We start from the raw sequence: 12,352 nt of genomic DNA on the forward strand, positions 1-12,352 counted from the left end.
ATGACGTGGCGGACGAGGAAATCGGGCGGATCGAGGCGTAGCGCCCGGGAGATCCTGATCGTGGTCGAGAACATCCCGTTGGGGATGGACCACCGACTGCGCAAGCAGGTCCCGACCCTGCTCGACGCGGGGTACCGGGTTACGGTGGTCACCCGTAGCGCGCCGGAGAACGCCCCATTCCGGGCGATGTCCGGGCTGACGCTCCTCGAACACCCGCCGTTCAAGGAACCCCGACATGCTGCCGGCTACCTTCGCGAGTACACGCTCGCGTTCGGCTGGGCCGCCCTGCTCTGTGTCCGTGTTCGCCTACGCCATCCCGTTCACGTGGTCCAGTTCTGCCAGCCCCCGGACATCTACTTCCCGCTCGCCTGGTTGCTCCGCCTCACCGGCGCGACTGTCGTCGTCGACCAGCGCGATCTGATGCCCGAACTGTTCGCCGCTCGCTACACACTGCGTCCCGCGCCCGTGCTGAAGGCACTCCGCTGGCTGGAGCGACGGACGCAGTGCGTCGCGGACCGGTCCATCGTCGTCAACGATCACCTCCGAGATCGTCTCATCGGTGCCGGCGCGAACCCACGGTGTGTCGCGGTCGTCCGCAACGGCCCCCTGATGGCCAACATCGCTGCCGCGTGCCGGGCCGTCGAGAACCGCGACGAGCCGGGTCATCTCCTGTGCTGGGCGGGGAAGATGGGTCGGCAGGACAGGCTCGACCTGCTTCTCGAGGTGTGCGCCGAACTGGTGCACCGCAGGCGTCGGACGGACTGCCGCTTCCTCCTGCTCGGGGACGGGGAATGTCTCGAGGACCTGAGGCGGCAGGCGAGGTCGATGGCCCTCGAGCCCTGGGTCTCCCTTCCGGGATGGCTGTCGGAGCGGGAGCTCTACCTTCGGCTCGCAGAGGCCCGGATCGGACTCGACACGTCGCTGCAGCCCGAGGTGTCACCGGTGAAGGCCATGGAGTACATGGCCTTCGGTCTCCCGGTCGTCGCCTTCGACCTCCCCGAGACCGCGGCGACGGTGCGCGACGGCGGCGTCTTCGTCCCACCGGGTGACGTGGACGCCTTCGCCGATGCCGTCGAGGCGTTGCTCGGCCACCCGGCCCGCCGGGCCGAGCTTGGCCTGCTGGGCCGGCGGCGGGTCGCCGAGGAACTGAGCTGGGAACGCCAGGCAGCCACCTATCTGTCGGTCATGCCGCCACCCCCCTCCGGTTCGGTGATCGCCGACCGGCAACGACCGCACGGAGGAGTCCACACGAGCCTCCGGGAATGGAGTGAGAGTGATCAGCTCTGAGGTAGCGGTCGTCGGAGCCGGACCCTACGGACTCGCCGCCACCGCGCACCTGCGCAGGGCAGGGGTCGACGTCCGCCTCTTCGGCGAGCCCATGTCCTTCTGGCGCACCATGCCGAAAGGGATGCTGCTCCGTTCCAACCGGACCGCCACCAGCATCGCCGAACACTGCGGCCCGTTGTCGCTGGACTCCTACGCTGAGGACGTCGGGGAGCCGGTCACGCTTCCCTATCCCCTGCACAGGTTCCTGGACTACGGGTCGTGGGTGCAGCGGAAGGTCGCCGAGGACGTGGACCGCCGACATGTCGCGGTCCTGGACCGCGACCGCCAGGGTTTCACCCTCGATCTCGCCGACGGTGAACGCGTCCGCGCGCGCCGGGTCGTCGTTGCGACGGGTATCGCGTCGTTCGTCCATCGTCCCGCCGTCGCGGCCGGGCTGCCTCCCGACCTCGTGTCCCACACCTCGGAGCACCGGGATCTCGCGGTGTTCAGCGGGCGCCGGGTGCTCGTGGTGGGTGGTGGCCAGAGCGCCCTCGAGTCGGCGGCGCTGCTCCGGGAGTGCGACACGGACGTCGAGGTCGTCGTGCGCGCGCGCCGGATCAACTGGTTGCATGGCGGGAAGTACCACCGCAAGCTCGGCCGGCTGGCACCGCTCGTCTACGCGCCGACGGACGTCGGCCCGATGGGGCTGTCACGCCTGGTCGCGGTGCCGAACCTCTTCGGCCGGCTCCCGAGAGGGTTGCAGGAGCCGTTGGCGTATCGAGCAGTCCGACCGGCAGGCGCGGCCTGGCTGCTGCCAAGGCTGCGCGCGGTACCGATCCGACTGGCCGCCGAACCGCGCTCCATCGTGCCGGTCGCCTCGGGAGGCGTCCGCGTCGCAATGTCCGACGGAACGGAGACGGACGTCGACCACGTTCTCCTCGGCACCGGGTACCGGGTCGACATCGAGCAGTACTCCTTCCTGGCGCCCGGCCTGGCGTCCGGAGTCGCGAGAGCGGGTGGCTACCCCCTGCTCAAGGCGGGACTCGAGTCCTCGGTACCGGGGCTGCATTTCGTCGGAGCTCCTGCTGCGTGGACCTTCGGGCCGATCATGCGGTTCGTCGCGGGCAGCTGGTACGCCAGCAGCGAATTGACGCGGATCGCGACCGGCCACCGATCTGCGGCGGCCCCGGCCCGTTCCGACCTCGCGGCGGTCGAATGATGGCGGCGGTGGTCGGGCTCGAGCCGAACGAGGCCCCTCGCAGCCGACAGCTTGCACTGGGGGCGGTCGTCATCGGCGGCGACTACCAAGGTCTGGGCGTAGCCCGCAGCCTCGGGCGACGCGGGATACCCGTGCGCGTTCTCGACGACGAGCGCTCCGTCTCCCGCGCCTCCCGTTACGTGCAGGGGTTCCACCGGGTCCCGAGCCTACGCGGGGAGCGCGAGACGCTGAGCAGCCTCGAGGATCTCCGCCTGCGGTGGGGCCTCGACGGATGGGTTCTGTACCCCACCAGGGACGAGACCGTGGCGGCGCTCGCGCGCCATCGGGACGATCTCTCCCGACGCTGGCGGGTGCCGGTTGCGGACTGGCGCGCCGTCCAATCGTGCTGGGACAAGCGGGAGACCTATCGCATCGCCGCGGAGGCCGGCATCCCGCACCCGCGGACGTGGGTTCTGCGAACGGCATCGGATCTGGCCGCCGTACACGACGCCGGCCCGTTCGTCGTCAAGCCGGCGATCAAGGAGCACTTCTTCTACCAGACCGGGGTCAAGGCGTGGCGGGTGGACCATCCACGGGATCTCGTGCGCGTGGTACAGCGGGCGACCGAGATCGTGGGCGACGGTGAGGTGCTCGTTCAGCAGCTCGTCCCCGGCGGCGGCGAGGAGCAGTACGCGTACTGTGCGCTCGTGCGGGACGGCCGCGCGCTCGCCCGGATGACCGTGCGACGACGCCGTCAACACCCGTCGGACTTCGGGCGGGCGAGCACGTTCGTCGAGACGGTCGATCTGCCGCACCTCGAAGAGCCGTCGCTCCGGTTCCTATCGGCGATCGGCTACCAGGGGCTCGTCGAGTTGGAGTACAAGCGGGACCGACGGGACGGCGAGTTCAAGCTGCTGGACGTGAACGCCCGTACGTGGGGCTACCACTCGTTGGGGGCAGCCGCCGGAGTCGATTTCCCGTACCTGCTGTTCCGCGACCAACTCGGTGTCGGTCCGCCGGACAGCACGCTCTCGACCCGCGCGGGCGTGAAATGGATTCGCCTGCTCACCGACCTTCCGAACGCCGGGCGCGACATCGCGCGGGGTTCTCTCCACCCCGGGGACTACCTGCGCACCCTCAGGCGTCTCGACACCGAGGCTGTGCTCTCCCTTCGGGACCCCCTCCCGTGGTTCTACGAGGTGGCACACCTGCCCTATCTCGCGCGGCACCGGAGCCTCTGATGTCAGTCCCCGAGGTGGCTTTCGAGTCGGTCGAACCTTTCGCCTTCTTCGACTACTTCCGGGTGCCGTATCGGATCCGGCAGCAGGCTGCGCCGGCAACCCTGGACGACCCCGTGCTGGCTAGGCTCTGGCCCGTCCCGGACTCGACGACGAGCCTGTACTGGTATCGCGCTCTGCCGGACGGCGGTGCAAGACGCCGGCCGATCCGCTTCGACTGCGCAGGGTACCGCCTTGCCGGCCGAGTCCTCGACGACGACAGGGTCCGGTTTGCCCTCGGGCACCGCGGGAACGGGTTCGACGGGCAATGGCAGCCGAGGGAGACGTTGCGGGACGACGCAGGCCGAGCGATCGGCTCGGTGTGGCGGCACGGGAAGGACGGCAGCGTCCTGTTGCCGTTCGACCCCGGCGAGGTGATGGCGACGCTCTGGAGCGAGCGATACCGGCGAGCAGACCGATCAGGAATCCAACGGCTGATGCGGGGGGCAGCGCTGTCGACCTACTACCTCGTGCGCCCGCTGATGCCGCGTAGGGTGCAGCTGGGTCTTCGCCGTGCCTTCACCCGACTCCAGCGCCGCGCGTCGTTTCCGGGCTGGCCCATCGAGGACGGCCTGCACGGCTTCTACGACTGGATGTTCCACCTGCTCGGCGATCTTGCCGGTCGGCCGGTGCCCTGGCTGGCACCATGGCCGGACGGAGCCTCGTGGGCGATGGTGCTGACCCACGACGTCGAGACGGCCGCAGGCCTCTGCCAACGCGACCTGCTGCGAGCCCGCGAGCGCGCCTACGGTCTCCGATCGTCGTGGAACCTGGTCGCCGAGAGGTACGTGGTACCGGACGACGTGGTCCAAACGCTGTGGGACGAGGGATGCGAGGTGGGCGTCCACGGCCTCCGGCACGACGGACGGGATCTCGGGTCGGCCCGCTTCCTCCGGCAGCGGCTTCCGGCCATGCACGCCGCCGCGGCTCGCTGGGCCGCAGTGGGGTTTCGAGCTCCCGCCACCCAGCGTAGGTGGGAGTGGATGCCCCAGCTCGGCTTCGCCTACGACTCGTCGTCGACCGACACGGACCCGTACGAGCCTCAGCCCGGCGGCTGTTGCACGGTCTGGCCGTTCCTGAACGACGATCTGGTCGAGCTCCCCATCACGCTGCCTCAGGACCACACGCTGTTCGCCATCCTCTCGCACACCGATGGTCGACTGTGGTGCCGCAAGGTCGGGTACCTCCGTGCGCGCGGCGGGATGGCCCTCGCACTCACTCATCCGGACTATGCGTGTGATCCCCGCGTCGTGAACGCATACGAGGAGCTGCTCGCGCTTGTCCATGACGACCCCCACGTGTGGCACGCGCTGCCGCACGAGGTGGCGGGATGGTGGCGCCGCAGGGCGGCCACGGAGATCCGGCACGGTCCCACAGGCTGGGAGATCGTCGGTCCGGCAGCAGCCGAGGGACGGATCTGGTTCGGCCCTCCGGCTCACGCGATGTCGGTCTCCGACGGCGTGTCGGATCGGGTGCGGGGCTCGACGAGCGACCTCGCCCTCGGTGAACCTCCGGTCAGCTGAAGCGGGAGACCGGGCGCGGTAGCGGGATCACCGGGGCGAGGGCGCCGCGCTGGAGCGGGAGGCTGATCTCCCGGGCCGCGCCCCGGACCGTGAGCGTGCAGCGGGCCTGCTCCGGCGCCTCCGCGGGCTCCGCGTCGGCCGGGCCGGCCTGCCTCGGCACCTCGAGCGGCGTAGCGCCGGCGTCCGACCCGGCGAGCGGGTCTGGTCCCGCACCCGGCCCACCGACCTCACCCGCCGGAGCCACCTCCTGCGGCGCCCCCTCCTGCGGAGCCACCGGAGCCACCGGAGCCGCCGGAGCCGGGGATGCCGGAGCCGCCTCTGCCGCCGGGACCGCGGTCGGCAGGGTGCCCACCGCGCCGCCGGGGAGCCGCCGCGTGCGCGGCCCGACGAGGTCGACCAGGAGCGGCGCGCCGGCGACCAGGAGCAGCACGGCGATCGCGGCGGCGGCACCGAGCGCGGTCAGCGTGTCGGCGAGGGGTCCGGCGGAGAAGCTCATGCCTACGAATCTGCGCCGCGAACCTGAGCGTTACATCAGACGGACCTGGGAGAGCGCGAAAAACACTCCGTCATTCGGACGAGTGAACGACACGCCGTCGCGACACGCCCACGAGGAGTGCCAGCCCCACCCCGAGCTGCAGCGCGAACCCGACCGTCTGCGCCACGGCGTCGACCGCCGGGAAGCCGTGCAGGTGGAGGCTGTGGAAGATCGCGTGCGGCACGGTCGCGGTGAGGAAGGCCAGCAGCACGACGACGGTGAGCCGCCGCTCCGGCCGCAGCGCCGCCCCGACCAGGGCGACCGTCAGCGCCAGGCTCAGCGCCCCGACGTCGCGCACCAGGTGCTCGTTGTACGGCGGCAGCAGCGACACCCACGGGTGTCCCGGGGCCGGGAAGCCCGCGTAGAACCCCGCGGGCGCGAACAGCGCCCACATCCCGACGGCCACCTCGGTCAGCGCGAGGAACCACAGCCCGGCGCGGACCGCGAGCCCGCCCACCTCGACGCGGCGCGCCTCGCCCACCGCGGTCACGACGCCACCCCCGCGCCCTCCAGGTACTGCTCGAAGGTGATGCGGCCGTCCGCGTGCTCCGGGACCAGGTTCGCCCCGGACCGCGCCGCGGCGGCGAGCCGTCCGGGCGCCCCGAACGTCACCACCCGGCGTCGCCGTCCCCGGGCCTCGAGCCAGGTCCGCGCGAGGTCGTCGAACGCCCGCACCTCCGGCCCGCCGAGGTCCGCGACCCGCCCGGCCGGCTCCCCCGCCGCCAGCGCGACCAGCCGATCGGCGACGTCCCGCACGTCGACGGGCTGGAACGCCACCCCGCGCGGGACCGGCAGGACGCCGGGCACCCGGCCGAGCACCCCCAGCATCGCCGCGACCAGGTCGTGGAACTGCGTGGCCCGCAGGATCGTGTGCGGCAGGCCCGAGTCGGCGAGCAGCCGTTCCACCGCCAGCTTCTGCCGGTAGTAGCCGAGCGGGATGCGGTCGATCCCGACGATCGACACGTACACCACGTGCGGCGCCCCGTTCCGCACCGCCGCGTCGACCAGCCGCGCCGAGGTCCCGGCGTCCTTCCGTCCGGTCGCGCAGTGCACGACCACGGCACAGCCGCGGACGGCGGCGTCGATCCCCTCCCCCGTCGCGAGGTCGCCCACCCGGTGCCCTTCGCCGGGTCGGCGGCTGAGCACCCGCGTCGGTGTGCCGGTCGCCCGCAGCCGCTCCACGAGCACCCTGCCGAGGGTGCCCGTGCCCCCGGTCACCAGCGTTTCGGCCATGTCCGCTCCTTCCGTCAGGAGGGATGACCACGCAGCCCCGCGGAACGTGACAGCTGCCCGGCGAGGAAGGCGAGCTTGTCCGGGTTGAGCACGAACCGCAGCCCCGTGACCTGCGAGCCGGACCGGACGACCGCCAGCACCGAGGTGAGCTCGCCGTCGCGGAACGCGAGCAGCGCGGGCTCGCCGTTGATCTCCGCGACCCGGCCCTCGAGGCCGGCCGTGAACCTCGCGAACACCCCGGCGAGGAACCGCGCGACCGGGGCCCGGCCGACCACCGGCCGGCGCGCGGCGCCGACCCGGCCCCCGCCGTCCGACCACGCGGCGACGTCCGCGGCGAGCAGGGCCTCCAGCTCGGCGATCTCGCCCTCGCGGGCCGCGGCGAGGAACCGGTCGACGAGGGCGCCCCACGCCGCCCGGTCGGCCTCGGGCGGCGCGGTGGGCTCCTCCGCGAGGTGGCTCCGGGCGCGGGTGTGCAGCTGCCGCGAGTGCGCCTCGCTGATCCCGAGGATCGCCGCGACCTCGGCGTGCGAATGCCCGAAGGCCTCCCGCAGCACGTACACCGCGCGCTCGAGCGGGCTCAGCCGCTCCAGGGTGACCAGCAGCGCCAACGACACCGACTCGCGCTGCGCCGCCGTCTCCGCCGGTCCGACGGCGGGGTCGGTCGTGAGGATCGGCTCCGGCAGCCAGGGGCCGACGTAGGTCTCGCGGCGGGCCCGCGCCGAGGTCAGTCGGGTCAGGCAGAGCCGGGTCAGGGCGGTGGTGAGCCAGGCGGCGGGCCTCGCGACGGCGGCGTGGTCGGCCCCCGACCAGCGCAGCCAGGCGTCCTGGACCGCGTCCTCGGCGTCCTGCGCGGAGCCGAGCAGGCGGTAGGCGAGCCCGAACAGGCGCGGCCGCTGCTCCTCGAACACCGCCACGGAATCCGTCGCCGCCGTCATGTCGAGAACACTGCCAGGACTCCGACCGATGACCGAGCGGGTCGGCAACGGTCCGTCCCCGGGGAACGAGAGGAGTGGGCATGAGCGACGTCCAGGAGATCGTGGCGGAGAGGGCGGCCGAACTGGTGCGGTCCGGCGGCGAGCGGGGGTTGCAGGTCGCCGCGTACGTCGACGGGCGGCCGGTGGTCGACGTGGCCGCCGGCGTCGCCGATCCCGCGACGGGCCGCCCGGTCGAACCCGGGACCCTCTTCTCCAACTGGTCGGTCGGCAAGGGCGCCACCGCCACACTCGTGCATCGCCTGGTCGACGCCGGCCTCCTCGGCTACGACACCCGCGTCGCCGAGGTGTGGCCCGAGTTCGCCGCGCACCGCAAGGGGTCGGTCACGGTGCGGCAGGCCCTCGACCACAGCGCCGGCGTGCCCGGCCTGCCCGCCGGCGTGACCGTCGACGACGTCTGCGACTGGTCCCGCATGGTTACCGCCCTGGAGGAGGCGGAGCCGTGGTGGGAGCCGGGCACCGCCGTCGGCTACCACGCCTACACCTTCGGCTTCCTGAACGGCGAGATCGCCCGGCGGGCGAGCGGGCGCGAGCTGTCCGACCTGCTCGCGGACCTCACGGACGTCCTCGGCCTCCCCGGCGAGATCCGGTTCGGCGTGCCGAACCCGTCCGGGTTGGCCGTGCTCGAGGACGCGCCGGTGCCGGAGACGAGCGGGTTCACCCTGCCCGACGAGGTGCTGCGGGCGGTGCCGATGGCGCTGTTCCCGACCGCCGCGCTCGGCTCCGACCCGCGGGTCCTCGCGGCCGACATCCCGGCGGGGGCCAAGGTGTCCGCGCGGGCGCTCGCCCGGATGTACGCGGGCTGGCTCGACGGCACCGTGGTCTCCCGCGAGCGCGCGGCGGCCGCCTACACCGAGTCGTCGTCCGGCACCGACCGGGTGTACGGCAACCCGAGCCGGTGGGGCCTCGGCTTCGCCCTGGGCCTGCCGTGGGACGAGCAGGGCGCGCCGCGGGTGTTCGGCATGGCCGGGGCGGGCGGCAGCTGGGCCGGCGCGGACCCGGACCGCGGGATCGCCGTGGCCGTCACCCGGAACGTGATGAGCACGGACTTCGAGACCGCCCGGGTACTGGTCACGGCGGTGCTCGACGCGGTCGGATAGCCGGGTGGACTTCGAGGAGCTGCGGCCGCACCTCCTGCGCGTCGGGTACCGGATCACCGGCAGCCTGGCCGACGCCGAGGACGCCGTGCAGGAGGCCTGGCTGCGCTGGACCGAGCACGCTGCCGAGGTGCGGGACCCGCGAGCCTGGCTGACGACCGTCGTCGGCCGGATCTGCCTGGACCGACTGACCTCGGCGGCGGCCCGGCGGGAGACCTACGTCGGGCCCTGGCTGCCCGAGCCGCTGGTCACCGCACCCGACGACGAGGGGCCGCTCGCCGCCGTCGTCCGTGGGGAGGACGTACGGCTCGCCGCCCTGCTGCTCCTCGACCGCCTGACGCCCGCCCAGCGGGTCGCGCTGGTCCTGCACGACGCCCTGGGCGAGGCCCACGCCGAGATCGCCGCCGTGCTCGGGTGCAGTGAGGAGGCCGCGCGACAGCACGCCGCACGGGCCCGGCGGGTCATCGCCGCGGCCGGTCCGCTGCCGCCGCGGGCACCGGCGGCGGCCGAGGAGAAGGTGCTCGCCGTCTTCGTCGACGCCCTGGCCCGCGCGGACCGCGAGGCGCTGCTCGAGGTGCTGCACCCGGACGTCGTCCTCACCAGCGACGGCGGCGGCGCGGTGCGGACGGCGCTGCGGCCGGTCGCGGGCGCCGACAAGCTGATCCGGCTGCTGACCGGGCTGCTGCGCCAGTACGGCGCGGCGCTCGACCCCGCCGGCTGGGTCCCGGTCCGCGTCAACGGCGAGCCCGGCTTCGCCACCCCGGACCTCCCGGGGGTGCCGCCCTCCGCCACCGCGCTGACCGTCGTCCTCGACGAGGCCGGCGAGCCGCGGATCGCGGCGGCCCGGCAGGTCATGAACCCCGCGAAGCTGCGGGTGTGGTGGTGACCGCGGTGACGCAGTCGTCACGGCGTGTCACCACGGTCGCGCGGGCGCGGGACGGGAGGATCGTCCGGTGCACGGCGCCCGGATCCTCACCGCAGTCCTTCTCGTCCTCCTGACGGCGTCCGGTTGTGCCGCCGTCGCCGATCGCGTCACCCCGTGGGCCGCCCCGGCCGCGGCGCCGGTCGGCACGGCCGCGGACACCCTGGCGACGCTCCCGGTGAAGGGCCGGGCCCCCAAGACCGGCTACGCGCGCGACCAGTTCGGCCCCAGCTGGTCCGACGTCGACCGCAACGGCTGCGACCAGCGCAACGACATCCTGGCCCGGGACATGACCGGCGAGACCTTCAAGCCCGGCACGCACGACTGCATCGTCCTCACCGGCACCCTCGCCGACCCGTACACGAGCAGGACCATCGCGTTCACCCGCGGCCAGGGCACCAGCGAGGCCGTGCAGATCGACCACGTCGTCGCCCTGTCCGACGCCTGGCAGAAGGGCGCGCAGCAGCTCGACGCCGACACCCGCAAGCGTCTCGCGAACGACCCGCTCAACCTGCTCGCCGTCGACGGGCCCACGAACAACCGCAAGAGCGACGGCGACGCCGCCACCTGGCTCCCGCCGAACCGCGCCTACCGCTGCGACTACGTGGCCCGGCAGGTCGCGGTCAAGGCCAAGTACGGGCTGTGGGTCACCCAGGCCGAACACGACGCCATCGCCGGCATCCTCGCCGGCTGCCCCGGGGAGCCGATCCCGGTGGACGACACCGTGCCGGGCACGGTTCACTCCTCCGGGGCGTAAGGCCCGCCTCCCCGAGGGCGATGAACCGGGGGACGGGGTTCCACGGCAGTCGGGGGGAACGATGGCCGGGCAGCACGACGAACCGGGCGAGGACGAGCGCCAAGAACAACGCGGGGAACAGCGCGACGGACAGCGCGACGGGCCGGCGGTGCCGCGGCAGCGGGGACCGGCCGGGACGCCGCCCGGCGCGACCGTGCCCGCGGGGGCAGCGGGCCGGCACACGGCCGGTCACCGCGCCGCCGGCCCGCTGGTCCCCCCGCCCCGCGACCCCTCGGCCGGGCACCGGCCCGGACCCGCCCCCTCCACCGGGTACCGGTTGGCCCCGGACCCCTCGACCGGGCACCGGTACAGCCCGGCCGGGCCGGCCGCGCCGTCCGTGCCGTCCGTGCCGTCCGTGCCCTCCACGCCGTCCGGCGGCCACCGGTTCGGCCCGGACCCCTCGACCGGGCACCGCTCCGGTCCCCCCGTTCCTCCCGACCCGAACGCCGGGCATCGTCTCGCCCCGTCCGCCCCGCCGCCGGGGTACGGGGTGCCGGGCTACGGCCCGCAGCCCTACACCCCGCCGCTCCCACCCGCGCCGGCGTCCCGCGTACCGCGCTGGGTGCTGCCGGCCGCGCTCGTCGCCGTGATCCTCGGCGCCGGGACCGCGATCGGCGGGATCTCGGCGCCCGCCCTCGCCGCGAGCGGCACCGAGACCTCGACCGTGGCCGCCGGCACCGGCGACCGCGCCTTCCTGGCGGCGGTGGCGACGCGACCGACGCTGGCCGAGGTCCCCCCGGACACCCTGATCGAGCTCGGCCACGGCATCTGCTCGGCGCTCGCGGGCGGCGCGACCCGCCGCGAGATGGTCTCCGCGGCCGTCTCGGCCGGCTTCGGCACCCGGGACGCCCAGGTGCTGGTCGACGCCGCCCGCGCGAGCTACTGCCCGGGCGCCTGAACCGGTTCCCGGTCGGCCCGTTCGCCGAGCCGCACGCGGCACGCCGCGTCGAAGCCCTGGTCGACGATCCCGAGCGCGTGGTTCGCGCGCGCCCGCTGGTTCTCGACGGCGATCGACTGCGTCAGCTCGATCAGCCCGGCCCGCCCGAACTCGCGTTCCAGCTCCTCGACCTGCGTGTCCGTGACGGTCGGCGGGGTGGCCGTCATCGCGTCGGCGTAGGCCACGGCGAGGCGCTCGGCCGGCGTGTACAGCGGGTCGGTGGCGTAGTCGTCGATGCGGGCCAGACGGTCGACGTCCAGCCCGTCGAGCCGCTGCAGCATGGTGCCGAAGTCCACGCACCACGAGCAGCCGACGACCGTCGCCGTCCGGTAGACCGCGAGCTCCCGCACCCGTGCGGGCAGCACCCGCGAGGCGCGCTCGAGGGCCAGCTCCGAGACCAGCGCGGACCAGAAGAGCCCACGATGGTGCCGCGCCACCGCGAACGGCTCCGGGACCGCGCCGTACCTCCTGCGCGCCAGGCGGTAGACCAGCCGGCCCAGCACACCGGCCTCGGTCTCGGGAACGGCGGGGATGCGTGCCATGTCGTCCTCCTCGGATCGGGTACCGGGGAGACGA

The 12,352-nt window shown here is 73.6% G+C and carries 13 protein-coding genes; 8 read left to right on the top strand and 5 right to left on the bottom strand.

The annotated features are described in order from the left end of the window. Positions 1–60: 60 nt before the first annotated feature. The 4 genes from ACFQH9_RS28400 to ACFQH9_RS28415 are packed head-to-tail and all read left to right on the top strand — an operon-like array spanning position 61 to position 5,264. Positions 61–1,287: a glycosyltransferase family 4 protein gene (locus ACFQH9_RS28400; RefSeq protein WP_379570852.1), complete on the top strand. Its 1,227-nt coding sequence runs from the start codon at positions 61–63 to the stop codon at positions 1,285–1,287. After that, positions 1,274–2,485, top strand: a complete 1,212-nt coding sequence (locus ACFQH9_RS28405) for an FAD-dependent oxidoreductase (protein WP_379570854.1) — start codon at positions 1,274–1,276, stop codon at positions 2,483–2,485. The genes ACFQH9_RS28400 and ACFQH9_RS28405 overlap by 14 nt, the downstream gene beginning before the upstream one ends. A gap of 8 nt (positions 2,486–2,493) precedes the next feature. Further along, entirely contained in the window at positions 2,494–3,705 is a 1,212-nt protein-coding gene (locus ACFQH9_RS28410; protein ID WP_379570856.1) for a carboxylate--amine ligase, read from the top strand. Further along, positions 3,705–5,264 carry a polysaccharide deacetylase family protein gene (locus tag ACFQH9_RS28415; protein ID WP_379570858.1) on the top strand — a complete coding sequence of 520 codons (1,560 nt, stop codon included), beginning with the start codon at positions 3,705–3,707 and terminating at the stop codon, positions 5,262–5,264. Before ACFQH9_RS28410 ends, ACFQH9_RS28415 begins: the two co-directional genes overlap by 1 nt. Here the strand turns inward: ACFQH9_RS28415 and ACFQH9_RS28420 are convergent. From ACFQH9_RS28420 to ACFQH9_RS28435, 4 genes are all read right to left on the bottom strand, one after another. Then, complete coding sequence (locus ACFQH9_RS28420; protein ID WP_379570860.1) at positions 5,257–5,760, bottom strand: hypothetical protein; 504 nt, start codon at positions 5,758–5,760, stop codon at positions 5,257–5,259. The two genes, ACFQH9_RS28415 and ACFQH9_RS28420, sit on opposite strands and share 8 nt — an antisense overlap. 70 nt (positions 5,761–5,830) lie before the next feature. Next, the gene (locus ACFQH9_RS28425) at positions 5,831–6,289 is read right to left on the bottom strand and encodes a hypothetical protein (protein WP_379570862.1); all 459 of its coding nucleotides are present in this window, start codon (positions 6,287–6,289) and stop codon (positions 5,831–5,833) included. Continuing rightward, positions 6,286–7,032: an SDR family oxidoreductase gene (locus ACFQH9_RS28430; protein ID WP_379570864.1), complete on the bottom strand. Its 747-nt coding sequence runs from the start codon at positions 7,030–7,032 to the stop codon at positions 6,286–6,288. The genes ACFQH9_RS28425 and ACFQH9_RS28430 overlap by 4 nt, the downstream gene beginning before the upstream one ends. Positions 7,033–7,046: 14 nt before the next feature. Continuing rightward, the gene (locus ACFQH9_RS28435; protein ID WP_379570866.1) at positions 7,047–7,967 is read right to left on the bottom strand and encodes an RNA polymerase sigma-70 factor; all 921 of its coding nucleotides are present in this window, start codon (positions 7,965–7,967) and stop codon (positions 7,047–7,049) included. 80 nt (positions 7,968–8,047) lie between these two features. On the opposite strand from ACFQH9_RS28435, the gene ACFQH9_RS28440 reads away from it, so the two are divergent. The 4 genes from ACFQH9_RS28440 (at position 8,048) to ACFQH9_RS28455 (ending at position 11,737) form a co-directional block, all read left to right on the top strand. Further along, positions 8,048–9,124, top strand: coding sequence for a serine hydrolase domain-containing protein (locus ACFQH9_RS28440; RefSeq protein WP_379570868.1), 1,077 nt, complete (start codon positions 8,048–8,050; stop codon positions 9,122–9,124). Positions 9,125–9,128: 4 nt separating this feature from the next. After that, complete coding sequence (gene sigJ, locus ACFQH9_RS28445; protein ID WP_379570870.1) at positions 9,129–10,007, top strand: RNA polymerase sigma factor SigJ; 879 nt, start codon at positions 9,129–9,131, stop codon at positions 10,005–10,007. Between the two features lie 67 nt (positions 10,008–10,074). Continuing rightward, entirely contained in the window at positions 10,075–10,800 is a 726-nt protein-coding gene (locus tag ACFQH9_RS28450; protein ID WP_379570872.1) for an HNH endonuclease family protein, read from the top strand. A 394-nt stretch (positions 10,801–11,194) separates the two neighbouring features. Beyond that, positions 11,195–11,737, top strand: a complete 543-nt coding sequence (locus tag ACFQH9_RS28455; protein ID WP_379570874.1) for a DUF732 domain-containing protein — start codon at positions 11,195–11,197, stop codon at positions 11,735–11,737. Here ACFQH9_RS28455 and ACFQH9_RS28460 read toward each other — a convergent pair. Then, a complete protein-coding gene (locus tag ACFQH9_RS28460) occupies positions 11,719–12,318 on the bottom strand; it encodes a carboxymuconolactone decarboxylase family protein (protein WP_379570875.1) in 600 nt (199 codons plus the stop codon). The genes ACFQH9_RS28455 and ACFQH9_RS28460 overlap by 19 nt on opposite strands. Positions 12,319–12,352: the final 34 nt, after the last annotated feature.

The organism is Pseudonocardia lutea (assembly GCF_042658055.1).
GTDB lineage: Bacteria > Actinomycetota > Actinomycetes > Mycobacteriales > Pseudonocardiaceae > Pseudonocardia > Pseudonocardia lutea.

Coding starts and splice junctions, on each gene's coding strand:
- ACFQH9_RS28435 (WP_379570866.1), bottom strand. CDS start 7,967: ATGACGGCGGCGACGGATTCCGTGGCGGTGTTCGAGGAGCAGCGGCCG.
- ACFQH9_RS28430 (WP_379570864.1), bottom strand. CDS start 7,032: ATGGCCGAAACGCTGGTGACCGGGGGCACGGGCACCCTCGGCAGGGTG.
- ACFQH9_RS28420 (WP_379570860.1), bottom strand. CDS start 5,760: ATGAGCTTCTCCGCCGGACCCCTCGCCGACACGCTGACCGCGCTCGGT.
- ACFQH9_RS28440 (WP_379570868.1), top strand. CDS start 8,048: ATGAGCGACGTCCAGGAGATCGTGGCGGAGAGGGCGGCCGAACTGGTG.
- ACFQH9_RS28415 (WP_379570858.1), top strand. CDS start 3,705: ATGTCAGTCCCCGAGGTGGCTTTCGAGTCGGTCGAACCTTTCGCCTTC.
- ACFQH9_RS28460 (WP_379570875.1), bottom strand. CDS start 12,318: ATGGCACGCATCCCCGCCGTTCCCGAGACCGAGGCCGGTGTGCTGGGC.